Annotated in this window: 22 protein-coding genes; 12 read left to right on the forward strand and 10 right to left on the reverse strand. The window is 69.3% G+C overall.

Going from position 1 to position 24,806, the window contains the following annotated elements; all coding sequences use genetic code 11:
- Positions 1-714 precede the first annotated feature (714 nt).
- Positions 715-912: a hypothetical protein gene (locus tag QSK17_RS36455; protein ID WP_502889274.1), complete on the reverse strand. Its 198-nt coding sequence runs from the start codon at positions 910-912 to the stop codon at positions 715-717.
- 282 nt (positions 913-1,194) lie between these two features.
- On the opposite strand from QSK17_RS36455, the gene QSK17_RS23290 reads away from it, so the two are divergent.
- The 5 genes from QSK17_RS23290 to QSK17_RS23310 all read left to right on the forward strand — a co-directional run bounded on the left by QSK17_RS23290 (position 1,195) and on the right by QSK17_RS23310 (position 9,687).
- Positions 1,195-2,307 (forward strand): quinone oxidoreductase family protein, encoded by a 1,113-nt coding sequence (locus QSK17_RS23290; protein WP_285707256.1) that lies wholly within the window; start codon positions 1,195-1,197, stop codon positions 2,305-2,307.
- A gap of 303 nt (positions 2,308-2,610) precedes the next feature.
- A complete protein-coding gene (locus QSK17_RS23295) occupies positions 2,611-3,681 on the forward strand; it encodes an endonuclease domain-containing protein (RefSeq protein WP_285707257.1) in 1,071 nt (356 codons plus the stop codon).
- Positions 3,682-3,684: 3 nt separating this feature from the next.
- Positions 3,685-4,539 (forward strand): hypothetical protein, encoded by an 855-nt coding sequence (locus QSK17_RS23300; RefSeq protein WP_285707258.1) that lies wholly within the window; start codon positions 3,685-3,687, stop codon positions 4,537-4,539.
- A complete protein-coding gene (locus QSK17_RS23305; RefSeq protein ID WP_285707259.1) occupies positions 4,536-7,790 on the forward strand; it encodes an ATP-binding protein in 3,255 nt (1,084 codons plus the stop codon). The genes QSK17_RS23300 and QSK17_RS23305 overlap by 4 nt, the downstream gene beginning before the upstream one ends.
- Positions 7,791-7,860: 70 nt before the next feature.
- Positions 7,861-9,687: a serine/threonine-protein kinase gene (locus QSK17_RS23310; protein WP_285707260.1), complete on the forward strand. Its 1,827-nt coding sequence runs from the start codon at positions 7,861-7,863 to the stop codon at positions 9,685-9,687.
- 38 nt (positions 9,688-9,725) lie between these two features.
- Here the strand turns inward: QSK17_RS23310 and QSK17_RS23315 are convergent, their stop codons facing one another.
- The gene (locus QSK17_RS23315; RefSeq protein WP_285707261.1) at positions 9,726-10,139 is read right to left on the reverse strand and encodes a hypothetical protein; all 414 of its coding nucleotides are present in this window, start codon (positions 10,137-10,139) and stop codon (positions 9,726-9,728) included.
- A 271-nt stretch (positions 10,140-10,410) separates the two neighbouring features.
- Here QSK17_RS23315 and QSK17_RS23320 point away from each other — a divergent pair, with 271 nt between their 5' ends.
- Positions 10,411-10,815, forward strand: a complete 405-nt coding sequence (locus tag QSK17_RS23320) for a ClpX C4-type zinc finger protein (protein ID WP_285707262.1) — start codon at positions 10,411-10,413, stop codon at positions 10,813-10,815.
- Between the two features lie 55 nt (positions 10,816-10,870).
- Here QSK17_RS23320 and kynU read toward each other — a convergent pair whose 3' ends face one another.
- On the reverse strand, positions 10,871-12,133 hold the full coding sequence (gene kynU, locus QSK17_RS23325; RefSeq protein ID WP_285707354.1) for a kynureninase: 1,263 nt from the start codon (positions 12,131-12,133) through the stop codon (positions 10,871-10,873).
- A 131-nt stretch (positions 12,134-12,264) separates the two neighbouring features.
- Here kynU and QSK17_RS23330 point away from each other — a divergent pair, with 131 nt between their 5' ends.
- From QSK17_RS23330 to QSK17_RS23340, 3 genes are all read left to right on the forward strand, one after another.
- Complete coding sequence (locus QSK17_RS23330) at positions 12,265-12,438, forward strand: hypothetical protein (protein ID WP_285707263.1); 174 nt, start codon at positions 12,265-12,267, stop codon at positions 12,436-12,438.
- Between the two features lie 6 nt (positions 12,439-12,444).
- Positions 12,445-12,819 (forward strand): VanZ family protein, encoded by a 375-nt coding sequence (locus QSK17_RS23335; RefSeq protein WP_285707264.1) that lies wholly within the window; start codon positions 12,445-12,447, stop codon positions 12,817-12,819.
- 150 nt (positions 12,820-12,969) lie between these two features.
- Positions 12,970-13,725 (forward strand): GntR family transcriptional regulator, encoded by a 756-nt coding sequence (locus QSK17_RS23340; RefSeq protein ID WP_285707265.1) that lies wholly within the window; start codon positions 12,970-12,972, stop codon positions 13,723-13,725.
- A gap of 326 nt (positions 13,726-14,051) precedes the next feature.
- Here QSK17_RS23340 and QSK17_RS23345 read toward each other — a convergent pair whose 3' ends face one another.
- Entirely contained in the window at positions 14,052-15,065 is a 1,014-nt protein-coding gene (locus QSK17_RS23345; RefSeq protein ID WP_285707266.1) for a hypothetical protein, read from the reverse strand.
- A gap of 177 nt (positions 15,066-15,242) precedes the next feature.
- On the opposite strand from QSK17_RS23345, the gene QSK17_RS23350 reads away from it, so the two are divergent.
- Positions 15,243-15,776 (forward strand): gamma carbonic anhydrase family protein, encoded by a 534-nt coding sequence (locus QSK17_RS23350; protein WP_285707267.1) that lies wholly within the window; start codon positions 15,243-15,245, stop codon positions 15,774-15,776.
- Here the strand turns inward: QSK17_RS23350 and QSK17_RS23355 are convergent.
- Together QSK17_RS23355 and QSK17_RS23360 are read right to left on the reverse strand one after the other, a co-directional pair.
- Entirely contained in the window at positions 15,763-16,755 is a 993-nt protein-coding gene (locus QSK17_RS23355; RefSeq protein ID WP_285707268.1) for an endonuclease/exonuclease/phosphatase family protein, read from the reverse strand. The two genes, QSK17_RS23350 and QSK17_RS23355, sit on opposite strands and share 14 nt — an antisense overlap.
- A gap of 89 nt (positions 16,756-16,844) precedes the next feature.
- Positions 16,845-18,047, reverse strand: a complete 1,203-nt coding sequence (locus QSK17_RS23360; protein WP_285707269.1) for a mannosyltransferase family protein — start codon at positions 18,045-18,047, stop codon at positions 16,845-16,847.
- A 159-nt stretch (positions 18,048-18,206) separates the two neighbouring features.
- Here QSK17_RS23360 and QSK17_RS23365 point away from each other — a divergent pair, with 159 nt between their 5' ends.
- A complete protein-coding gene (locus tag QSK17_RS23365; protein ID WP_285707270.1) occupies positions 18,207-19,634 on the forward strand; it encodes a hypothetical protein in 1,428 nt (475 codons plus the stop codon).
- Positions 19,635-19,858: 224 nt separating this feature from the next.
- Complete coding sequence (locus QSK17_RS23370; RefSeq protein WP_285707271.1) at positions 19,859-20,020, forward strand: hypothetical protein; 162 nt, start codon at positions 19,859-19,861, stop codon at positions 20,018-20,020.
- Positions 20,021-20,168: 148 nt separating this feature from the next.
- Here the strand turns inward: QSK17_RS23370 and QSK17_RS23375 are convergent, their stop codons facing one another.
- The 4 genes from QSK17_RS23375 to QSK17_RS23390 form a co-directional block, all read right to left on the reverse strand.
- Positions 20,169-20,450, reverse strand: a complete 282-nt coding sequence (locus QSK17_RS23375; RefSeq protein ID WP_285707272.1) for a metal-sensitive transcriptional regulator — start codon at positions 20,448-20,450, stop codon at positions 20,169-20,171.
- A gap of 35 nt (positions 20,451-20,485) precedes the next feature.
- Entirely contained in the window at positions 20,486-21,562 is a 1,077-nt protein-coding gene (locus QSK17_RS23380) for a glycosyltransferase (protein ID WP_285707274.1), read from the reverse strand.
- Positions 21,559-22,371, reverse strand: a complete 813-nt coding sequence (locus tag QSK17_RS23385) for a hypothetical protein (protein ID WP_285707275.1) — start codon at positions 22,369-22,371, stop codon at positions 21,559-21,561. The genes QSK17_RS23380 and QSK17_RS23385 overlap by 4 nt, the downstream gene beginning before the upstream one ends.
- Before the next feature lie 222 nt (positions 22,372-22,593).
- On the reverse strand, positions 22,594-24,708 hold the full coding sequence (locus QSK17_RS23390; RefSeq protein ID WP_285707276.1) for a (Fe-S)-binding protein: 2,115 nt from the start codon (positions 24,706-24,708) through the stop codon (positions 22,594-22,596).
- Positions 24,709-24,806: the final 98 nt, after the last annotated feature.

A 24,806-nucleotide genomic window follows, 5' to 3' on the forward strand; every position in this document is an offset into this window, starting at 1 on the left:
AACGGCGCCGCGGGAGGGGACTGCTGATACGTCCCCGGTGGCTGCCCCGACGCATATTGCTGATACGGCGCCGCCGGTTGGCCCGGAGCGTACTGCTGCATCGTGGGCGGTTGCTCCGGCGCGTACTGCGGATACGCGGTCGGCGGTTGCTGCACCGCGGGCGGGTACGTGCCGTACCCCTGGTTCTGCCCTTGGGCTTGACCTGGTCCCGGCCAGGCGCCCTGTCCTGGAACCTGCCCTGGCCCCTGTTCTGGGCCTTGTCCTAGCCCCGGGCCTTGTCCAGGAACCGGGACCTGGCCGTGGCTTGGGGGCGGGAACTGCCCCGGCGCCGGTGGCGGATATGGGGCGGGCCACTGGCCATAGGGACCGGCGGGGTTGGGGGGATAGCCCGGGCCCGGCGGGTCCGGGGGATGCCCGGAGCCCGGGTCCGGGGGATTCGGAGGGTGTGCGGGATGCCCGGGATCTTGGGAGGGGGGATACACCATCTCTCTCCGGTTGTGCGTGCCGTACGGCGAGACCGCTCACTCGAAGGGGTCGGCCGCCCGACCGGAATGTGGGGCGGTACCGGGCGCACGCCGGATTTAACCTCTCCGCCCCCGATCATCACATTCGGCACTATAGTCACCTTCCTCCCACACGCCGCCGACCGGCTGCAGCGCACCGCGTCCTGGCTGGAGGGCCTCGAAGGCGGCATCGACTACCTGCACAGGGTGATCATCGAGGACCGGCTCGGATCTGCGCCGAACTCGACGCCGCCATGGCCCGCCACGTGTCGGACCACACCGGCGAGTGGCGCGCCACGCTGGAGGACCCCGAGAAGCTGCGCCGCTTCGTGTCCTTCGTGAACGCGCCGGACACCCCGGACCCGAGCATCGTCTTCGAGCCCGAACGCGACCAGATCAAGCCCGTCATATTGAAGATCATCCGGCCACGGGGGATGCCCGCGACGTTGACTAGTGCCCCAACCGGCAAGGTTTGCCCGGTAGGAGCGGTGTCCAGGGTGGTGCATCGCAAGGCGGAGGAGGAGGTCGTAGCGGAGCCTACGGGCGACGACGACAACGCGGCGAGGTGCCGCCCTGGGCGACGCGACGGGGCAAAGATTGACGGGCGGGGCACTGGCATGAGATCTAACGCGAAATCGCACCCGTCCTGCCGGCCGTCACGGGCCGGCATGTCATCAGATGGGAGCGAAACATGAAGCAGACTCAGACGATTCCAGAGACGTTTCTCGGCGTCGGTTACACAAGAGACCGAGCTGGGCTGCCGCTTGAGGCGGTGCGTGTTCCCGTCCCGCAGCCGGCGGCCGACCAGGTTCTGATCCGCGTCGCCACCTCGTCGCTCAACCCGCTGGAGTACAAGCTGGCCGACCTCAATTTCATGGGACGGACGCCCCCCGTCGTTCTCGGTCTTGACCTCGCTGGCGTGGTGGTCGCCGTGGGCCATGGTGTGAGTGGCGTAGCCGTCGGCGACGCGGTGGCCGCCATGGCCGATTTGAACGGTGATGGCGGCTGGGTCGCAACGGGCGGGAGCGGAGGGGAAGGCGGCTATGCCGTCGCACGCCGATTCCTCACCGTCCGCAAGCCGCCATCCCTGAGCTTCCGCGATGCGGCGGCGCTTCCGATGTGCTTCCTGTCCGCTTTCGTGAGCCTTTACCGAGCCGTCCAGGCCGGTGACACGGTCTATATCCCGGGCGGTGGGGGCGGCGTCGGGCATCTCGCCGTGCAGATGGCGGCGCATGCCCTGGGGGCTGGACTGGTCATCAGCAGCGGCAGCACGCCGCAGTCGATGGCGCTGGCCCGGCAGTCTGGCGCCCACCTCACTTTCAATTACAAGCGCGACGACATCGCCGCCGAAATCTCGAAGCTGACCAGTGGGCGGGGCGTTGACCTTGTCTTCGACGCCACCTACAGCGAGCAGGGCTTTGTCGAGACCGCGAAGACCGTTCGGCGGGGTGGCAGTTGGATCGTGCTCGGTGTCGGCCCCGGCAAGACGACACGCTTGGTCGAGACGCATAACCCGGTGGATGCCATCCTGGCCGAGCGGGGCGCCAAGCATGTCAACGTCAATCTGCTGCGTTACTTCTCCGAACCCGCCACGCTGGACAGCGAGGCGCGTGGCTTTCTCCAGCGCGGGATGGCTCTGGCGATGGAGTGGGCGACGCAGGGACTTGTGGTCCCGCATGTCAGTCAGACCATCGACAGCACCGTTGAGGCGATCAATGCGGGACTGCAGTCGCTGAAGGCGGGCCGTGGCGTACTGGGCAAGGTGGCGGTGATCGTGGATCGCGACCTGGCCGCGGGGAAGTGACGGGCGGTCGCCTGTTTTCCCACGCCGCCCGGCTGTTCATCACCGAGGCTACGGTCAAGACGCACCTGCTCAACATCTAGCAGCTTCCGCAGCTTTTGCCGCCTTCAGCGGCAAAAGCCCTTGGATATCCCCATCCCGAAAACTCCGGCAAATTCTGACAACTCCTGCAAAACCACTGCGTAACACAGGAGAGCCGGATAATCTCAGCCACCAAAGCACTACATCCGGACTTCAGAGGTACCCGTGGCCTGGTCGTGGGGAGAGCTGCCTATAGGCCGCGTCGTGCGCCTCCAAGGGGCCGGCATGGAGGCCCTGACCCTGTCGATCGAGCCGTTGCCCGATGACGCCCCGGCGATCGTCACGTACTTCCCGAGCGAGGCGCGGTCCACCGCCGACATGGTGGCCTCGATGTTGAGCGCTATGGAAACGGCGGCCCTCGGCCTGTTCCCGGCGTGGCTGCCTGAGGCGGCGGGCATCGGCGGCCCGGGAGGCGCGGGCGCGCGGGCCGTACGTTCGCTCGCCCTGCGAGCGGCCCCGGCGACCGGCCACTTCGGCCCCTTCCTCGCCGACCTGGCCGAGCTCTCCGTCAGAAGGGCCGCTTCTGCCGTCGGTGGCGTCCCACCACGGCTCGGGGCGAGGTTCACGCCGGAGGTACGGGCAACCGGCCTCGCTCGGGTCCTCGCCGCCGGGTTCCATCGGGCGCACGCGTCGATCCTCGTGGCTGTTCCGCCTGGCCTCTCGCCGGTCGCGGAGGAGATCCTCGTCGGAGCCTGCGAATGGCTCGCGCAGCGTGGCGGGCTGGGCGTCTGGCTGGCCGGCGCGCCCCTGGCCGCCGTCGACCGCCTGGAGACACGGACCGTACGGCTGTTCTCTCCGGAGTACGGAGACGTCGCCGCCGGAGACGCGACGAGGCCGCCCGCCAGACTGCAGGGCGGCCACGGCCAGGCGAGCGAGCGGACCGACGGAAGCGAGACGACGAGCGGTTCGACGCCCGTCGCGGGCAGGCCGCATCCCGGAAGCGTCGTCGAACAGATCCTGGAAAGAGCCCTCTCCTCCTGCGCCTGGGCGGCCGGCCGGGCGTGGAACCAGTCGTACCAGTCACATCCCCTGGTGAATCCGATCCGCGTGGATCTGCTCTGGCGTGAGGAGCGCTGCGCCGTCGAGATCGACGGGTCCGACCACCGCGGTTCGGCGAAGTACGAGCGGGACCGGCAGCGGGACATACGGCTCCAGACTGACGGCTACGCCGTTTTGCGGTTCACCAACGAGCAAATCATGAGCGATCCGAAATCCGTGCTCAGCCAGATAGAGCGGTTCCTGCGGGCCCGTCGCCATGGAAAACACGGAAGCCCCCACGGAATCCCGAAAGGATAAGACATGCCCGAAAAGGCGTTGACGTTCTCCGAGGTCGCAATACTGCTGGTTCTGATGGCCGAGGCCGACGAGATTTCCAATCCGGAACTCAAGGAACGCTACGGCGTGACGCTGACAGGAGACGCGCGCAAGAAGCTGAACGACCTGAAGTGGGTTGAGAGCCGGAAGCAGGGCCGCGCCTACGCGCACATGCTCACCGACACCGGTTGGGCCCACATCGCCGGGATGGAGGTGCAGGCGGTCATCGGCAAGCCGAACGTCGGTGGAACAGCCGTGGCGGCGGTACGTGCCCTGGTCGCCGGTTTGCAGCGGTTCCTGGACCGGACCGACCAGAGGTATTCGGACATCTTCACCCCCCAGGACGACACGGAACCCTCCAACGCCTCACAAAACGACAGCGGTCTCACCCCGGCAGCGGACGACGACGCCGCGCTCATGGCCCTCAACGGAACATCCCCCGCTTCGCACAACGATTCCTCCACCACCTCCGCTGACTGCCTGACCCCCTCCAGCGGGCAGGCGGCCCCGGCCCCTTCCACGCCGAAGGAAGTACCGTCCCCGGTCTCCCCGACCAGGGCCGCCCCGGGCTCGGAGACCGACCTCATGACCCGCATCCGGGCCACATACGCCGAACTGGCCAAGGAGCCCGGCGCCTGGGTGAGCCTCACCCGACTCCGCCCCCTGCTCAGCGATGTGCCGAGAGAGGATCTCGACGAAGCACTCAGGCGGATGAACCGCATGCCAGGTGTGAACATCGTTCCCGCGTCGGATCAGAAGGCGCTCACCTGGCAGGACCGGGACGCGGCCGTGATCATCGGCGACCAGGACAAGCACTTCCTCTGGATCGGCGCGCGATGACGACACGCGAGTTGAGCGCCCTCGGGGCCCTCAGGTTCAACTACACCCACGTTCCCGACGACGTGTGGCGCCCTTCGCCGTTCCACGTGGAGAGCCTGCACCGGCACACCACGCGCATCCTTCTCACCGGCGTGGCCGAGGCCAAGGACAGCCGCGACTCCAACCCGATCGGCGTGGTCGTCCAGGGCCAACGAGGCACCGGCAAGACCCACCTGCTCGGCTGGCTGCGCGAGCAGGTGCAGCACGACGGCGGTTACTTCTTCCTGGTGGGCCTGCTCGACGCGAAGGGCTTCTGGGAGAGCACCGTGGTTTCGATGTTCGACAGCCTGTCGCGTTCTGGAACGAGCGGCGAGAGTCAGTTGACCACCTTCCTGGAGCGTCTGTCAGCGCTGGTGGACGTGCCGCGTATGGTGCGACGAGCCGTGTCCGGGAAAACGACACTCTCGAAGGAGGCCCTCGACACGTTCATCGAGGGGCTGCGTCGCTTCGACCGGCAGATCGGCCGTGACTCGCAGGACACCGCGAGAGCACTCGCGTTGCTCGCCTCCCACGACCTCAACGCGCAGGACATCGCAGACTCGTTCCTGTCCTCAGCGCCGGAGGAAGAGCCCGGCGAGCGTGCGCAGTGGGGTATTCGTCAGGTCCAGAAGTCTCCTCAGGAGATCGTCCGGGATCTGTCCCGGCTGCTTTCCCTCACTGGGCCGTCCGTCATCGCCATTGACCAGATAGACGCCCTTCTCGCGCAGTCATGGGTGACTACTGACGGCAACGCGACCCCGGACGGGCGCGAGCTGGTCAAGGTCGAGCAGGTTGCGCATGGGCTGATGGCATTGCGCGAGGTCACCCGCCGCACGTTGACCGTCGTCTCGTGCATCCCGGCAACATGGGTGCTCATCGAGGAGTACGCCACCGACACCGTACGAGATCGCTTTCGGCAGGCACTTCAGCTCATGACGATCCCCGATGCCGAGACCGGGCGGCTCCTCGTGGCGAAGCGGTTCGAGGCGCAATTCGGCGCGGTCGGCTTCGAGCCGCCGTACCCCACCTGGCCCGTCAGGGCGGAAGCGTTCGAGGACGCGCCCGACTACACCGCGCGCCAACTGCTGATCAAAATCGACAACCACATCCAGTCCTGCCTGCTCGATGAGGAGATCAGGGAGCTGGAGCACTTCGGGGGCTCGGCCGTGGTGATTCCGCGCCCTGGGCCGACTCCGCCGCCCGAGGATCTCGCCGTACTCGACACGAGGTTCGCGGAGCTGAGGAAGGCCGCGGACATCCGGACGGCGCTCTCGCCCGCGACGGAGGACGTGGCGATGCCCGCGCTCCTCTCGGCCGGGCTCGCCGCGTGGGTCGCGGGGCTCGGCGACGCCGGGCGGGAGTTCACGCAGGATCCCCCGCCGAGCTCGAAGCCCCCGCTGCACGCGCGCCTGCGCCGGATCCTGGACGAGCACACCGAGGACGAGGCGCACTGGGCCTTCCGCGCGATCGCCTCGGAGAACGCCGTTGCCGCGCTGAACCGGCTGCGCAACGCGTCTGTGGCCACGGGGCTGGACGCCGACGTTCCGAAGCGGCGGCTGTTCGTACTGCGCAACGCCAAGTGGGCGAACGGCCCGCGCACCCGTGAGGCTCTCGCCGCCTTCGAACGGGCGGGCGGGCGGATCCTCGGCCTCGACACCGAGGACCTCACGATGATGGCCGCGCTTCGCACCCTGATCGACGAGGATCCGCCCGGCCTGCGGACCTGGCTCGCCTCCCGGAGGCCCGCCGCGGACATCAAGTTGTTCAACGAGGCGTTGGAGGACGCCTGGACCGTTCCGGACGGTCCGCCCGCCCTCCCCACCCTCTCCGAGCCGGCTGTGCCGACTGCTCCGACGGTGCCGGTCGTTCCACCTGTTCCGGCACCCCAGACCGTCGCGGCGGATCCGGTCGCCCCGGCGATCCAGAACGCCCCGGGCGCATCCACGACGCCTCCGCATACGGAACCGGTCCCGAGCACCGCGCCGTACGTCACGATCGGCAGGGCGATGAGCGATGGTGCCCCGATGCGCGTGGACCTGGAGACGCTCAGGAAGCACACCGCGATCTTCGCGGGCTCCGGGTCGGGGAAGACGGTGCTCATCCGCCGCCTGGTCGAAGAATGCGCGCTCCAGGGCGTGTCCGCGATCGTGCTCGACCCGAACAACGACCTGTCCCGCCTGGGCGATCCGTGGCCGGAGGCTCCACCGTACTGGGGCGAGGGAGACGCGACGCGAGCCGAGGACTATCTCGCGAACACCGACGTGGTGATCTGGACCCCGCGCTGGCAGCGGGGCCGGCCGCTCAGCTTCCAGCCGCTGCCGGACTTCGCGAGCGTCACCGACGACCCGGACGAGTTCGACGCGGCGCTGGACGTCGCGGTCGCCTCAATCGTGCCGCGCGCGAGACTGGGCGCGAACACGCACAAGGCGCAGCGCGGCCAGGCCGTGCTACGGGAGACGGTCAGGTACTACGGGCGACAGCGGGGACGCACCACCCTGAAAGGTCTCATCGAGCTGCTGTCGGATCTGCCCGACGGCGTGAGCGATCTCGACGGCGGAGCGAAGATCGCGGCGGACCTGGCCCAGACCCTGACCGCAGCCATGGTCAACGACCCGATGTTCGGCGGCCAGGGGACACCGGTGGACCCCGGATTGCTGCTCACACCACCCGACGGCAAGCGGGCACGGATCTCGGTGATCAGTTTCATCGGTCTGCAGGGCGACGAGCAGCGGCAGAGCTTCGTCAACCAGCTCCAGATGGCGCTGTTCGCCTGGATCAAACGGAACCCGGCCGGCGACCGGCCGCTGGGCGGGCTGTTCGTGATGGACGAGGCGCAGACGTTCGCGCCGTCCACCACGCTGACCCCGTGCACCCGGAGCACGCTCGCGCTCGCGTCCCAGGCCCGCAAGTACGGCCTCGGCCTGGTGTTCGCCACCCAGGCCCCGAAGGGGCTGCACAACCAGATCCCCGGAAACGCGGCCACCCAGTTCTTCGGCCTGCTCAACAGCCCGGTGCAGATCGCCTCCGCGAAGGAGATCGCCCAGGCCAAGGGCAGCGGCGTGGACGAGATCTCGCGGCTCGGCTCCGGACAGTTCTACGTGGCATCCGAGGGAACGCCGTTCGTGAAAGTGCGGGTCCCGATGTGTCTGAGCCATCACCCCAAAGCGGCGCTCACCACTGATGAGGTGATCGAAAGGGCGAACAGCTCCATCTCACGCACAAGCGAACAATGAGTGACGATCTACCTCTATCTCGATTTACCTGGATATTGTGATCTCCACCTGTTCGAGGGGAAGGCGGGCGATGGCTACGGGTGGGTCCGAGGTGTCTCTGGGCAGCCGGTACGTGCTTCTCGACGAGATCGGCGCCGGTGGGATGGGCACCGTCTGGCGGGCGCGGCACCGGGAGACCGGGGAGACCGTGGCGGTGAAGCTGCTGCGCGAGAGCCTCACCGGCGACCAGGACCTGGTGCTGCGGTTCGTGCAGGAACGCAACGTGATGCGGACCCTGCGCCACCCCAACATCGTCACGGTGCGCGACTTCGTCATCGAGGGAGAGCGTCTCGCCCTCGTGATGGACCTCGTCGACGGCGGAGACCTCCGTACCCTGCTCCGGCAGCACGGCACGCTGCCCCCGGCCGAAGCGGCGCGGCTGATGGCCCAGGTCGCCGACGCGCTCGCGGCCGCGCACGCCGCGGGCGTCGTGCACCGCGACATCAAGCCGGGAAACGTCCTGATCGACGGCGCCACCGGGCAGGTACGGCTGACCGACTTCGGCGTGGCCCGCATCGTCCACGGCCCGGGCATCACCCAGACCACCTCGATCATCGGCACGCCCGCGTACCTGCCTCCCGAGGTGGCCGACGGCAGCGCCCCCACGCCGGCGGTGGATGTCTACGCCATCGGCCTGATCCTTTACGAACTGCTCGCCGGACGCCCGCCGTTCGTCGGCGACCACCCCATGGCCCTGCTCCGGCAACATGCGACGGCCATGCCCCGCCGGCTGCCCGGGATGCCCGACGCCCTGTGGGCGGTCATCGCCGCCTGCTCCGCGAAGGATCCGGCCGAGCGCCCCGCCGCCGGGCAGGTGGCGGCGGCACTGCGCGCGGCCGCGCCCTCGCTGGCCGGACTCCCCGCCCTGCCGCCGGTCACCAGGAGCGACGCGCCGTCCGTCACCTCCGAGCCACTCCAATCGGCGGGCTCCCCCGCGGCGGCCGTATGGGCCTCTTCCCCACCCTCCCGTGCGACCGACACACCCGGCGCGGCCGGCATCCCCGATCAGGCCAGCTCGTCCGGTACGGGTTCCAGCACCGGGGAGGTTCTCCGCGCCGGCGAGGAGACCGTGGCCTCCAAGCGGGGCAAGCGCACCCGGCAACGGGTGATCATCACCGCGACGACCGCCACGGCCCTGGCGCTCAGCACGGCGGCCGTGGCCGTCGTAGCCCCGTGGCAGGCGTCGGACACGGGAGACGAGCGGAACTCTGCCGCGTCAATCAAACTCACCGGCGGTGAACCCGGCTCCGGAACCGCGACCCCCGCTCCGTCCGACGCCACGGGGGGCTCGCCCACGCCGTCGCACAAGGTACGGCCGACGCGGACCCGCACCCCGGACACGAGGGTCTCCACGCCGCCCGCGCAGCCGCCCCCGACGAAACAGACAGCACCCGCGACGCAGGGCACCCGTACGCCCCAGCCGCGGCGATCGGCGACCGTGGCGGCCGACCCGAAGCCGGAGGAGAAGATCACGGTCGGCTCCACGCCCCAGGACACGCAACCGAAGTGGCAGTGCCGCTCGTGGATCTCCACAGGCGCCGGCACGGGCACGGAGATGTCGCCCTGCATGGCCATAGTGGGCGACGTCTTCTACCTGATGGGCCGGATCAGAGGATCCAGTTCGGTCCGGTCGGACGTACACGTCCAGCTGTACAACACCGACGCCGACGTCAACGTCTCGCAGCCCTTCATCTGCTCGGGCGTCTCCCCCTCCCGTGACGGCGCGATCGCCACCTGTGGACCGTTCACCACCACGGCCCCGCATGCGGGGGCCAAGCACGACGTCCGCCAGCGGTGGAGGAAGACGGGAACGGCCAATTTCGGCGGCGGCGCGGAAAGCCCCTGGGTCCTCTGGTGATCCCCGCCCGGGCCGTACGGCCCGGGTGGGGAGGAGGGTCAGCCGAGGGGGACGCAGATCGCGTAGACCTCGACGCTGATCTTCTGCTTCATCGGGTTCACCACGACGAAGTCCCACGCGTCCTGGACGCTGCCGGGAGCGTCGCTCGTGCTGCCGGGCGCGCTGACCGGGAAGGCCACCGGCTTGCGCGGGTCGTGCGCGCCGTTGAAGGCCTGACCGCCGCCCACGGCGCGCCTGCCTTCTCCGCACACCACGTTGGTACTGAGGATTCCGCGGCCAGGGACCTTCCGTGTCTCCTTCACCACGGTCACCTCCGATCCGCGGAGCCCGGTCGACCCGCTGCTCCGGTCAGCCGAGGCGATCCCGCCCAGCGCGACCGCGGCTGTCGCCAGCACCCCCGCCCCGGCGCCGACCAGTGCGATCTTCCTGCCCAGAGGCCCGAGAAGCTCCACGTGATTCCCCTTGTCGATCTGATACGAGCTGACATACGAGCTGACACTGACAAGAGCGCGGCCGCCGACGCCGTGGCACCGGGCAGACGTTCCCTAACGAACCGTTAGATGCGGCGTTGGCCCGGATTGTTCTCCCCGACTGTTCTCCCGGATTGCTCTCGCGCCCCGGCTCCGCGTTCGTTCGTGCCGTGCGGCGCCGTCGGCATCGCCGCGCCAGTACGGTGATCTTCGCGCTTGATGATCTTTGAATGACAACCTAAGGTTGCCAAGCATGGAGCCATCAGAATTACTCACACAGGCGCGGTCGCGGTCGATCGATCCGGCGGACCCCCTGGAGACCCTGTCAGCCGCGATCACGCTGAGCGTCGAGCTGAGCCGTGACGCGGACGCCCTGCTCGATCTCGCCGTACGCGATGCCCGTGAGGCCGGCGCCTCCTGGACGGTCATCGGAGAGCGGTTCGGTTTCTCGAAGCAGGCCGCCAGGAAACGCTTCACCCAGCCCTTCGCCGGCCGCCATCTGGCGAACCGCCGCAAGAAGCGCGACGCGGCCTGCTCCTTCTGCCGTCAGACCCCTGGGCCGCGCATCCAGATGGTGCACGGCGAGGCCGGCCGGATCTGCGGCACCTGCGTGTCACTGGCCGGCGACATCGTGGCCGACCTCAACAAGCGCCGCTGATCCGAGAGCCGACGACGACGAAACCGACAATGGAACCGACGACGAAGACAGCCGATCAGGTCACGGTCAGGCGCTGCTGGTAACGCTCGTCCCGCCACGACTCCTTGTCGAGCACCTCGGCCAGCGCCGTGGCGGAGTCGTACACGTCGACGTAACGCAGGTACAGCGGCGCGAAGCCGAACCGCATGATGCCCGGCTCGCGGTAGTCACCCACGACGCCCCGGTCCGCGAGCGCGCGCACCACCGGGTAGCCGTCGGCGTGCCGGTAGCTCACCTGGCTGCCGCGCCGGTCCGGATCACGCGGTGTGACGAGGGCCAGGTCGGGCCGGAGCTCGTCGATCAGGTCGATGAACAACGTGGTCAGGGCCAGGCTCTTGGCCCTGACCACGGACATGTCGACCGTCTCCCAGATGTCCAGCGACGCGTTGAGCGCGCTGTAGGCGAGGACCGGCGGGCTGCCCGTGGCGAACCGCCGTACGCCGTCGGCGGGCCGGTAGTACGGCTCGAAGGCGAACGGCGCGGCGTGCCCGTGCCATCCGGAGATGACGTTGTGCGCCGCGTCCTGGTGCCGCTCGGCGACGTAGAGGTACGCGGGGGCGCCGGGCCCTCCGTTCAGGTACTTGTACGTGCAGCCGATGGCGAAATCCGCGTCGGCGGCGCGCAGGTCCACCGGCACGGCGCCCGCGCTGTGGCAGAGGTCCCAGATCATGAGCGCTCCGGCGGCCCGCACCCGCGCGGTGATCGCGTCCATGTCGCGCAGCGCGCCCGTCCGGTAGTCCACGTGGCTGAGCAGGACCGCCGCCACGTCACCGTCCAGCGCCTCGTCCAGCGCCTCGTCCAGCGCCATGTCCAGCGCCTCGTCGAGCGACCCGACGTCCCTGATCTCGTACGCGCCGAGCGCCTTGGCGACCCCTTCGACGACGTACCGGTCTGTGGGGAAGTTCTCCAGCTCCGAGACGATCACGCGGCGGCCGGGCCGGAGCGGCAGCGCGGCGGCCATCACCTTGAAGATGTTCGTCGACGTGGAGTCGCCGGCGAGGACCTCGCCGGGGCCGGCACCGATCAGCGGCGCCAGCCGGTCACCGGTGGACTGCGGCAGATCCCACCAGCCGGCCGTGTTCCAGCTCGCGCTGAGATCGCGACCCCATTCGGTCTCGACGGTGTGCGCGACCTTCGCCGCCGTACGCCGCGGCAGCGCGCCCAGAGAGTTGCCGAGCAGGTACGTGATGCCGTCGGGCAGGGAGAACTCCTCCCGAAGATCCCGCAGCGGATCCTCGGCGTCGAGGGCGTGACAGTCGGCACGGCTGATGGCCACGATCAGAACTCCTTCATTTGGTCGTTGATTCCTGAAATACCGTCAAATGTGCCGTTGCACACAGTCGGGAGGCAATACCTGTCTTCGGCTTACCGGGTGGCCACCTTCCCGGCACCACCTCCAGAATGTCCGCCATGTGGCTCGTATGGCGTATGTGGGGTCATGTCATCCTGGGCGCCGTCCTGGCGATCCCGGTCGCGCTGATCGCGGCCCACCTGCTCGCCCGCGCGAGAGAGTCCCGCGGCCACCCCCACCCGGCTCGTACGGCCTACGCGGACGTCCTCATGGTCGCCGGAACGGCCCCCTGACTGTGGATGATCCTCACCCCGGGAAGCACCACCGAGGGGATCAACCTCGTTCCCCTCCGCGACCTGATCGAGGTCTTCCAGGCGCCGGTTCAGACCGTGATCGTGCAGGTCGGGGGCAATCTCCTGGTGTTCGCGGCGCTGGGCGCGCTGCTGCCGATCAGATCCGCGCGGTTCGCCCGGCTCCGGATGGTCGCGCTGGTCGCCGCCACCGCCTCGGTCACCGTCGAGGCCCTCCAGTACGGCCTGGACCTCCACCGCGTGTCATCGATCGACGACGTGCTGCTCAACACGGCGGGAGCCGTCCTGGCCGCGATCATGACGCAGCGTTGGCATGCGGCCCCGACAGCGACCCCGACAGCGGCCGGGACCGTTCCACGGTAACGGGTCGCAATAATCCCTCGAGATCGCCACAGGGGCACGATCCACTCAAAATAAGCACGGGACCACCGTCATTTCTTGTGCGATCGTGGACAAGACGGGGCAAGTTCTCTGGAGACGCTTACCCCCGTTGGTGACAGAGGGTGATCAAACGTGACGGACTCCTCCCCGGTGCATCACGAACTCCCGATCTATCGGCGCATCGCCGACCAGCTGCGCGGCAAGATCCTGTCCGGCGACCTGCGCGATGGAGATCGGCTACCGGGCGAGAACGTGCTCATGGCCGAGTACGGCATCGCACGCGCCACGGCCCGGCAGGCCCTCGCCGTACTCATCAACGAGGGCCTGGCGGTGCCCAGACGCGGGTCGGGCGTGTACGTACGGCTGTTTCGCCCGATCCGGAGGCACGGCTCCCGGCGGCTCTCCCGGGAGCAGTGGGGAGAGGGCCGGGCCATCTGGGACAACGACACCCATGGCCGCGCCTACACGGTCGACCAGGTCCAGATCCAGCGGGAACGGGCCAGCGCGGAGATCGGCCGCGTACTGGACACCGATGAGGTGTGGGTGCGCCGCCGCAGGTATCTCGTGGACGGCCGGCCGGTGCAGCTCGCCAGCTCGCATTTCCCGGCCGACCTGGTCGAGGGAACGGCGGTCGTGCTCCCCGACACCGGGCCGGGAGGCGTCTACGCCCGCCTGGGCGATCTCGGCCACACTCCGGCGCACTTCACCGAGGAACTGCGGGCCCGGATGCCCCATCCACGGGAGGCGGAGCTGCTCGGCCTGCCCGCGGGCACCCCCGTCATCGCCATCGGCCGTACGGCCTACACCGCGGCGGGCCGCCCGATCGAGCACAACGAGATGATCCTCGACGCCGCCTCGTACATACTTCAGTACGACTTTGACGCATAGGTCACGGAAATAGGCGGCGAGTCGGCGATAGGTTGACCTGACCCTGCCGCCATTGATTTCTCTAGAGATGTCCCGCACCGTGAGTGGGAGAGGTCAAGGCGCCCCCGGCGGTCCGCGGCGAACACTGCACGGCGAATGCTGCACGGCGAACACTGGGGAACGTCGGGAGTGGCCGACCCGGCCACGAGCGCGGAAGCCTCCGACCCGATCGGGGGCGGAGGCTTCCGCTTCCATGAACCCCCGTGGGGGCGTCGCCACTGGTGCCATCCCAACGGCGCCTCCACGGGCACCAACCGCGCCACGATGCTGCCGGTGGGCGGCGGCTGCTACCGGTGCGTGGGCTGGCCGTTCTGCTCGTTCTGCTCGTTCTGCGCCCGGACCACGGAGACGTCCGTGGTGACGTCCGTGTCCGCGGGCTGCTGCGGGATGCCCTCCACCTGGACCACCACGTCCTCCACGATGACCCGGATGTCCTCGTCGTCCTCGACGGCGGGCTCGGCCGGGGCGATCTCCTGCGGCTGGGGCAGCTGCGGAGCCGACGGCAGCACAGCGGCCTCGTCGATCAGCGGGCCCGCCGCGCCCTCCCGGTGGAGCAGGTCGCCCAGGACCGAACCGATCTCGCCGAGCCTGCGCATGACCTCGCTGTGCGTGTCCGTGAGGTAGGCCACCCGGCGGCCGGTGTGCTCGTCCAGCGCGGCGACCCGCTGCTGGGCCGCGGTGAGCGTCGAGTGCGCCTCGGCCCGAGCGTCGCCGACCAGCGTCTCCACCTCCAGGCGGGCGACGGTGAGCTGCCGGTCGGCCTCGGCACGGGCGGCGCGCAGGGTGTCCTCGGCCTCGGCGCGGGCCGTGCCCAGCGTCTCCTCGGCGTCCGAACCGGCCTGGGCGAGCAGGCGCTCGGCGGCGCTGGTGGCGTCGGCGACGCGGCGCTCGGCCTCCTCCTGGGCGGCGGACCTGATCGAGTCGGCCTGCTCCCGCGCGGTCGTGATCACCCGTTCGGCCTCGGTGGTGGCCTGGTCGCGCAACCTGCTGGCCTCCGACTGCGACGCCTCCTTGTTGGCGGCCGCCTCCTCGTGCGCCAGCTTGAGGATCTGGCTCAGCCGCTCGCCCAGCTCGTCGGGGTTCTGCGGGGCCTCCGCCAGCCTGCGGCGCGCCTCGGCCAGCTCCACCCGACCCTGCTCGGCCTGGTCGATGGTCCGCGCCAGCCGCTCTTCCAGGTCCCTGATCTGGTTCCGGGTCCTGATCATGTAGTCATGGACCTGCCGGCGGCTGTATCCACGCATCACGACTTCGAAGGAGTCGTCACTCAAGAGGTCGGGGAAGTTCTCGGTCTGATTCGTCATGACAAGCCCTGGGGTTGGGAATTGAGGCGGTAACGCACGTCAGAACATGACTCTCCTGCTATCCGCCCTACCTCGCAACCCGAACGCCGGACCTCGCGCCCTCTGGCGCCGGACCTCCCGCCGAAAACCAGCCCTCCGCGCCGAGCTCCACGCGCGCGCTCATGGAATCATGACGCCATGCCGTACATCGCTGCTCTGGACGACGACGCGACCCCCGACCTGCACCCCGAGTCCTGGGTCGCCCCCGGCGCGGTGATCGTCGGCCGGGTACGGCTCGGCCGCGCGTCGAGCGTCTGGTACGGCTCGGTCCTACGGGGTGACGACGAGCGCATCGAGATCGGCGCCGAGTGCAACATCCAGGACCTGTGCTGCCTGCACGCCGACCCCGGTCAGCCCGCGCTGCTGGAGGACCGGGTGAGCCTCGGGCACAAGGCGATGGTGCACGGCGCCCACGTCGAGACCGGCGCGCTCGTCGGCATCGGGGCCGTCGTCCTCGGCGGCGCGCGGATCGGCGCCGGCACGCTGGTCGCCGCGGGCGCGGTGGTCACGCCCGGCGCGCGGATCCCGGCGGGGGTGCTGGTCGCGGGCGTGCCCGGCCGGGTCGTCCGCGAGCTGACCGACGCCGACCGCGCCTCGTTCGCCCGCACGCCGGACAACTACATGGCCAAGGCCCACCGCCACGCCGCGGCCGCCCGGCTCACTTCGGGGTAACGCTGAACGCCTCGCTGACCACCTGGGTGAACGTGTGCGCGGACGCCTGGGTGTACATCCCCTCGAGAGTGCCGATGAACGAGCCGACCAGCGGGCGGTGGTCCGAGAGCTCCGGCGTGGGGTTGATCACTTCGGCGCCGGCGTTCCGGTAGTCCGACTGCGTCGCGAAGATGTAGTCGATCTTCCGGCCGCCTCTCGTGGTGACGGCTCCGCCGCGCTGCTCGTGCCCCGCGGGGCCGGCGTCGACCTCCGTGTACTTCCCCGTGCCGAGGCTCGGCCCGTACACCGGGGTCAGCTCGGGGTGCTCCGGCTTGCGGTTGAAGTCGCCGCCGAGGATGACCGGAGCGTCGCCCGCCCACTCACCGATGTCCCTGGTGACCTGCTGGGGGGTCTCCAGAGCCGAGATGTGCGTCACGCAGCCGACGCCGTACTCCATGCCGATGACGGAACGCGCGCACAGCACGCCGCGCCGGTGCACGGACGCGGCGGGGTCGGCGTCGGGGTTGTCGATGACGAGCCGCCGCCGGAGCGGGGCGCCCACGACAGGGTTCTTGAAGGCCAGCGCGATGCCGGCGGTCCTGCCGTTCGGAGCCACCGTCTGATCCGTCATGTCACCCCAGATCTGGGGGCAGGAGGCCGACCTGCCGAGGCCGTACCACACGAAGTCGTAGTCCGGGAGCTGCTGCCGCAGGAGGTCGACCTGGGCGTAGCACATCTCGGTGAAGGCCGCCACGTCCACATCCCTGTTCCTGATCAGGGACGAGACCTGTGGAGCCCACGTCCTCCGCCGCTCCGGGGTGAGATCCTCCCCGCAGGTGTTCGCCTTGTTGTTGCCCCCACACAGGTTGAAGGTGAGCACGTTCACCCGGTACGTCAGCGCGCCGTCGGCGACCGCTCCGGTCGTCCCGACGAGCGGCGAGGCGAGCAGCACGCCGGAGATCAGGACCCTCGCCATGCCGCGCTGGCTCGTACCGATCATCTCTCACTCTCCACAATCATTCGATTACTCAGAGTAACAAACGTGATCATACTAGCGAGACAGTGACAGACAGCGGCAAAAGGGACGTCTTATCCCACCCAGGCACCGGTGGTGAAATTTCCCACATTGATGGCCATGATCGGCGCGGCCACCGACAGATACGCCATGAACACCCACGGACGGCGCGATCCCACGATGCCGACCGAGAGATAGAGCGGCCACCACAGCAGCGAGGCCCGTCCGATGGACATGTAGAACGACGACATCGCCAGCAGCGCCACCGCCTGCGGCGCGAGATAGGCGACGTCGGCCCACCGGCGGCGGACCAGCCGCCAGACGATGAGCGCCACGAGCACGCCCGCCGCCAGAATCTCCTCCTGGTACGACGTGCGCAGCGCGACCTCGTCGATCGACCTGTTCCAGGTGTTGATCAGCACCTTCCAGGGCAGCTCGGGAAACCGTCCCCAGTACTGCGCCTCGGCCGCCTTCCACGCCATCAGGTCGCCCGTACGGTTCCAGAGGTAGAGCATGTAGGCGAGCACCGGCACGCCGGGCAGCACCAGCCAGGGCAGCTTGCGCCACTGGCGGCCGTTCTCCGCCACCAGGAACATCACGGCGAGGCCGAGCGCGAGAAACAGCCCCGACACCCGGATCGAGGACGCCAGCGCCGCGCAGACGGAGGCGGCGGCCCAGCGGCCGCGCCGCGCGAGCAGCCAGGCGGGGATCGCGAGCGCGAGGAACGGCGCCTCGGAGTAGCCCGCCAGCATGAACACCGCCCACGGGCTGAGGAAGAACGCCAGCACCGTCCAGGTGCCGGTGCCCTCCCGGTACGAGTCGCTCAGCCGGGACAGCGCCACGGCGACGACGGCGCTCGCCACCAGGGTGACCAGGACGATCGACAGGCTCCAGTCGGGGATCAGCCAGTGCAGGTTGCGCAACAGCAGCGGCAGCCCAGGGAAGAACGCGACCAGCTTCGGCGCGTCCGTCATGTCCGGCGCGCCGTCGTAGCCGTACCGCGCGATGGCGATGAAGTTGTCCGCGTCCCACGGCGTGAGCCGGTCGAGCAGCGGCGCCTCCGTGCGACCCGGCGCCGCCAGCACCATGTAGATGTACGTCGCGACGTGCCAGAAGAACCAGATCAGCAGGGCCGTGCGGTCGGCGGGCCGGCCGAGGAACCGCCGGAAACCGTCGAGCCGGATCTTGCCTGGCGTCGCGCCGGACTCCGACGCGGGTTCCATCGCGGGTTCCATCGCGGGTTCCAATGCGGCCTCCGCCTGCCGAATCTCCCTCACATCGACCAATGGAAGTACGTACGGACCGCCCGTGCAAAGAAAATGGCGGACAGAGGCCGCGCCACCCCGCGAAACCATGGACATTCACCCAGTTCGTGACCATTTTCCGAGGTGAAACTTTGCCGCCGTCTCGTCGGAGGCGGGATCTACCATTATCGCGTGCACTGGGACGGCTTCACGGCGATCGAGCGGGATGTCCGCGCCATGGTCGCCGATCCACGCTGGGCGGCGCTGCCCGCCACCGCGCGCGCCCAGGCGATGGCCCAGCGGTCCCTGGTGACCCCTGACGGCTCGTTCTGGCTGTTCGGGACGCACGCCCGGTGGTACCGGCAGGACCGCGTGGACGGCCGGTGGCACCTCTCGGCGCCCCCGGCGCTGCTGGCGGTCCGCTCGGCCGCCCGCCCGCTGCCCCCGGCCACGGGGATCCCGCCCCTGCTCATCCCCGCCGGGCCCGACTTCGCGGTCGAGCGCGGCACCACACAGGCGTTCGTCGGGCCGGACGTGCCCGAGGACATCACCGAGCGGATCAGGGACCTGGTCGTGGCGCACCGCCGGCTGCGCCGTGGGGACTTCCCGCTGCATGGGAGCGTCTTCCGCGACGTCTTCGCGGCCGACGTGACCGGCACCGTGGCGGCCGTGTGGGGCACGATCATGTGGTGCGCCTACGCCCCCGCCTTCGACGGCAACGAGGTGCTGCTGTCGCTGTTCGGCGAGTTCCTGGCCCGGCCGCTGCCCGGTGACGACTGGGTGCGCTGGCTGCCGCCGGTGCCCCTCGACGCGCTCGTGACGCTGTACGCCGAGCGGATGCTGGCGCAGCCGGGCGAGGGCGGAGCGCGGCTGGCCGGACTCCTGGCCGGACTCATCGCCGAGACCGCCTCGGTGCTGCGGACCGACCCGCGCTTCCGGCTCCGGGCCGACACCCTCCTGGCCATGGTGGGTCCGGCCGCCGCGCAACCGTGGCTGGACCGTCCCGCCGCGCTGGCCGGCGCCGTACGGCAGGCCTGGCTGGCGCGCCGCCCTCCGCACCTGGCCGTGGCGACCCTGTCCGAGACATCCCCGGGCGAGGATTTTCGGCATCGGCTGTACGACCTGGTGGAGGCGCTCGGGCACGTGGCCGCGACGGGGGCCGATCCGCGGGCGGTGGCCGCCTCGCTCCTCGCCGCCGACGTCGCGGCCGTGTCGTCCGGTGCGGCGACCGGCGCCGTGACCGGAACGGCGACCAGCGGAGTGACCAGCGTGGTGACCATGCTCTATCCGTGGATGGACGACGAGATGCGCCGGTCGTTCTATGTGGCGCTCACGGATCCGGCGCATCCGTTGCGCGGCTGCTGGCCTGTCTCGGGCGAGCTGCCCGCCGCCCTGACTCCCCCGGGCCGGGACGCGACCGCCGCCCTGCTGGGCGCGGCGTACGCCACCGGGCTGGCGTGGTGCCGCCTGGCGGGCACGGCGCCGCCGCCGCGCGGATTCCCGGTGTCGTCGGCGGCCGTCGCGTGGCTCATGCACCAGCGGGACGACACGGTCCCCGAGCTCCCGGTGACCGGTGAATTTCACGATCAGTCAGAGTCGGGGTGGCTCTTTCACAGGTGACACTTTCTTCACCTGAATCCCGAAAGATCGCTATTTCCTCGGCTTTTACCAAAGCCCCCCTACACCCTCCCGAAATTAACCGAATTGTGATCTCGGAATCCGGGAAATGGTCACTGATAGGGGGCGGGCCAGTCCTCAGGAATGGTCCCGATGGGCCATGTCGGGGAAAGACAGCCGGACGTAACCTCGTGGTGGGTGTGGGCTGCAGAAGGAAGGACGACGCGGTGGGGCACGACGACCTGGACTCTCGGGTTCACGACCGTGTCGCGTTGGACGAGATCGCGCTCTATGCGGAGGTGCTGGAGGCCGTCAACTTCAGCGATGACCGACTGACCTTGGACGAACTCGACAACGCACTCGGATTGGGGACTTCGGCGAGCCGCTGAAGGCAATTCACGAGAACCATCCCGGGCTCCGGCGACGGAGTCCGGGATTGCTTTATCCGGGGCTAGTGCCCCAACCGGCAAGGTTTGCCCGGAAGGAGCGGTGTCCAGGGTGGTGCGGGCGGGGCACTAGTCAACCAGCCCCCGCCGGTCAGGAGCGTACGAGCCGGGCGATGGCCGCCGACGCCTCCTTGACCTTCTCGTCGGCCGCCGGACCGCCCTCGCTCACCGCGTGGGCGACGCAGTGGGCGATGTGGTCCTCCAGCAGCCCGAGAGCAACCGCCTGCAACGCACGGGTGGCCGCCGACACCTGGGTGAGGATGTCGATGCAGTACGCGTCCTCGTCGACCATCCGATGCAGCCCGCGGATCTGCCCCTCGATCCGGCGCAGCCGCTTGAGATACGCCTGCTTGTCACCGCTGTACCCATGCATGACCTCACGCTACCCGTTTTGGGTATGAACGCCACTCACTCGCGGGATCGCAAACCGTACATCAGCTCCTGCCAGCGGGCGGCGACCACGTCCGCGGCGTGCGCCGCGGCGGACTGGATCGCCCCCGCCGCCAGCGCCGAGCGGCGGCGGTCGTCGTCCACCAGGCCGAGCAGTGCGGCGGCGTACGCCTCGACCTCGTCCTCGCCCTCGGGCACCAAGACGCTGTCGTGGCCGGGCCGGACGAACTCCACGGGACCGCGCGCCCCGTCGAACCCCACCACGGGGACGCCGCAACTCAGCGCCTCGACCACGCTCATGCCGGGCGCCTCCTGCCGGGACGGCACCGCGACGATGGACGCCTTGGCGAACTCGCCGGGCAGGTCGGACGTCGTGCCCATGAAATAGACGTGGTTGTGCAGGTCCAGCTCGCCGACCAGGGCGCGCAGCCGCTTCTCCTCCGGGCCGGCGCCGTACAGCCGCAGCCGCCAGTCCGGCCGCTTGTCCGCGACGACGGCGAACGCGCGGATCAGCCGGTCGTACCCCTTGACCGGCACCAGCCTGCCCCCGGCGCCGACGATGCGGTTGTCCATACGGGACCGGGGCCACGGGCCGGCGGGCAGCGCGTCCGGGACGGCGTGTACGGAGAGGTCGTCGTCGAGGAGGCGCGCCCAGTCCTCCCGCGCGCCCGCCGTGCTGGTCACCACCGCGTCGAGGCGGGGATAGAACCGGCGGACGGGGCCGGGCACCGCGGGACGCGACCACTCCCTGGCGATCCGCACGACCTCCCGCGGCGCGTACCGGGCGGACTGGACGCTGAGGCTCGGCCTGGCCGTGACCAGCACGTCGGTGCGCAGCCCGCGCAGCATGCGCCAGAGGGCGACCTCGGCCCGCACCTGGCCGGACGGCAGCAGGTGGCGGACACCCGGCCGGGAGTCCACCAGCCAGCGCATGGAGATCCGCGGATCCACCGGGAAGAACGGCGTCTCCCTGGCCCGCTTCACACTGATGATCTCGACCTCGTTGCGGGCGGCGAGCCCCGCCGCGAGGTTCAGGACCGCCCGCACGTCCCCTCGCATCGCGTACGCCGAGGGGAGGAGGAAGGAGATCTTCACGTGCCCACCTCCAGGCGCAGCTCGTCGTCCGAGGTGAAGGTGGGCGTGACCGGGACGCCGTCGACCACCACGCGGGGATAGTGCACCCGGCGGCGCTTGCCCTCGACGTCGTCGATCCTCGCGCCGAGCGGGAGCCGGCCGTCGATGCCGTCCACCTCCAGGGACGGCTGCCAGACGCCTTCCTGGTCGGGCGCCGCCGCGAGCACGTCGCACAGCGAGAGGGCCGCGTGGAACCGTACGCCCTGGACCGTGGCGGCGACCGTCACGGTCGCGTCCGGGTCGCCGCATCGCAGCGCGAGCTTCGCGTCGTGGTGGCGGTCGTCGTCGTCCAGCCCCGTGTAGGCGAGCAGGCCGGTGACCTCGAATCGTCCCTCGCGGAACCACAGCGCCCGGACGTCCGCGACCGGCACGGCCGGGGCGATCTTGATGGCGAGGAAGCCGTTGCGGGTTCGGTACGCGCGGTAGGCCAGGGTGCGCCGGCCCAGGGCGTACGCGTCGAGGTGGTCGAGGGAGAACCCGGGGTCGATGCTGCGCATCCGCACCCGGGGACCGTCCTGCTGGAGGTAGGCGTCCCAGCGCCCCGGCGTGAGCGAGAGCGGGGCCAGCGGGACCGCGAGCGCGGCCTCCTCGGCGGCCCCGTCGGGGACGTCCGGGGTGTCGAGCTTGTCAAGGGGGATGTGGCGCTCGGTTCCGGTGCCGCGGTGGCGCAGGACCAGCCGGGCTTCGCTTGACAGCGGCTCCTCGATCGTCATCCGCACGGAGAGGACATCGGCAAGGGTGACCTCGGCATCCGTAACGATCACGCCCACCGCTCAGCCCCCTCCCCGTTGATTGAGCCACGATGAGGTTACCGTGATTTTCCCGTTATGTGGATATGCAGAGAAAGACATTTGGGACTATGGGCCGGCTTGCCGATAGTCCTGCAGATCTGACGGATCAATTCCACAAATTGTGGATATCATTAACAAGAACGCGGACCGCCCTTCCCGTTCCTCCCTGGGAAGGGCGGTCCGTTGTGGACGCGCGGGCCGTCAGCCGGCGACGGGCTCGCCCTTGACGGACTTGATCAGAAGCTGGGCCACGTCGACGACTTCCAGCGTCTCCTTGGCCTCGCCGCTGTTCTTCTTCTCGTTGATGGCGTCACCCAGCATGACGAGACAGAACGGGCACGCGGTGGACACGGTGTCGGGATCGGTGGTCAGCGCCTCGTCGACGCGCTCGGTGTTGATCCGCTTGCCGATCCGCTCCTCCATCCACATGCGCGCGCCTCCGGCGCCGCAGCAGAAGCCGCGGTCCTTGCAGCGGTGCATCTCCTGCGCCTGGACACCGGGCACCTTCGCCATGATGTCGCGGGGCTGGGCGTACACCTTGTTGTGGCGGCCGAGGAAGCACGGGTCGTGGTAGGTGATCTTCTCCTCGATCGGCGTGATCGGGGTGAGCCTGCCCTCCTCCACCAGGTGCGCCAGCAACTGCGTGTGGTGGACGACCTCGTAGGTGCCGCCGAGCTGCGGGTACTCGTTGGCGAGCGTGTTGAAGCAGTGCGGGCAGGTGGCGACGATCTTCTTGACCCCGGCCTCGTTCAGCGTCTCGATGTTCTGCTGGGCGAGCATGTTGAACAGGAACTCCATGCCCAGGCGGCGGGCCGGGTCACCCGTGCACGCCTCCATCGGGCCGAGCACGCCGAACTTCACGCCCGCGATGTGCAGCAGCTCGGCGACCGCCTTGGTGGTCTTCTTGGCCCGGTCCTCCAGGGCGCCGGCGCAGCCGACCCAGAAGAGGTACTCGACGTCCTCGGGCATCGTCTCGTCGATGATCGGGACCTCGAAGTCGAGCTCCTCGATCCACTCGGCCCGCTTCATCTCCGGCATGCCCCACGGGTTGCCCTTGTTCTCGAGGTTCTTGAGCATGACGCCCGCCTCGGACGGGAACGAGGACTCGATCATGACCTGGTAACGGCGCATGTCGAGGATGTGGTCGATGTGCTCGATGTCGACCGGGCACTGCTCGACGCAGGCGCCGCAGTTGGTGCAGGACCACAGCACGTCGGGGTGGATCACGCCGTCCTCGCCGACCAGGGGCTTCTCCAGCAGGGCGAGCACGTCCTGCGGATGCGAGTCCTTCTGCTCCTCGCCCGCCAGCAGGTACGGAGCGACCTGGAAGGCGTAGTCGCGCTGGTCGATGATCAGCATCTTGGGTGACAGCGGCTTGCCGGTGTTCCACGCCGGGCACTGCGACTGGCAGCGACCGCACTCGGTGCAGGTGTAGAAGTCGAGGAAGCCCTTCCAGCTGGTGTCGGTGATCTTGCCCCGGCCGAAGACGTCGACGTCGGGGTCGGCCTCCTCGAAGTCCAGCACCTTGCCGCCGCTGCGCATCTCCTGCGCCGCGCCCAGGCCGTCCGGACGGCGGGAGAACAGCACGTTCAGCGGGGCGGTGAAGATGTGCAGGTGCTTGGAGTTCACCACGATGATGAGGAACACCAGCATGACGCCGATGTGCAGCAGGAGGCCGATCTCCTCCAGCAGCTCGCTGGTCGGCAGGATCTTCGCGGTCAGCTCAGAGGCGAACGCACCCGAGGCGTACGGGAAGTTCCCCGTGTTGATCGCGGCGCCGCGGAAGAGGAACATCGTCCAGATCACGTTGAAGATCATGAAGAGGACGAGCCACGCGCCGCCCAGGTGCGAACCGGAGAACCGGGAGTCGCGGCCGAGCTTCTTCGGCGAGTTCTTGAACCGGATCGCGGCGAAGGCGATCAGGCCCACGAGCGCGGCGACGGCGATGAAGTCCTGAAGGAAGCCGAGGACCGGCCACGTCCCGATGAGCGGGATGTGGAAGTCGGGCGTGTCGGTGATGGCCCCCTGGATGAGCGCGCCGTACGCCTCGACGTAGACCGTCGCCAGGATGAAGAACGCCCACATCACGAAGAAGTGCGCGGTGCCCGACGGCGTCCATTTCAGCAGCTTCTTCTGCCCGAAGACCTCGACCAGCTGGGTCTTGATCTCCGTGCCGACGTTCTCCTTGGCGTACTCGATCCGTTCGGGCGCGGGCTGGCCGCTTGTGGCGAGCTTGTAGAGGAACGCCACGCGGCGGCCCGCGAGGGCGAGCGCCACGCCCGTCATGACGAGCCCGATGATCGCAACCCAGAGCACGGGTCCTCCCTTACCAAAGTTGGCTGCCAGCGTACGACCGCAGGTCATCCACAATTACGCCGAGGCCGCACCAAATCCTACCCGCGGGTAACTTCCCG

Source organism: Microtetraspora sp. NBRC 16547, from assembly GCF_030268965.1.
In the GTDB taxonomy this organism is placed as follows: Bacteria; Actinomycetota; Actinomycetes; order Streptosporangiales; family Streptosporangiaceae; genus Microtetraspora.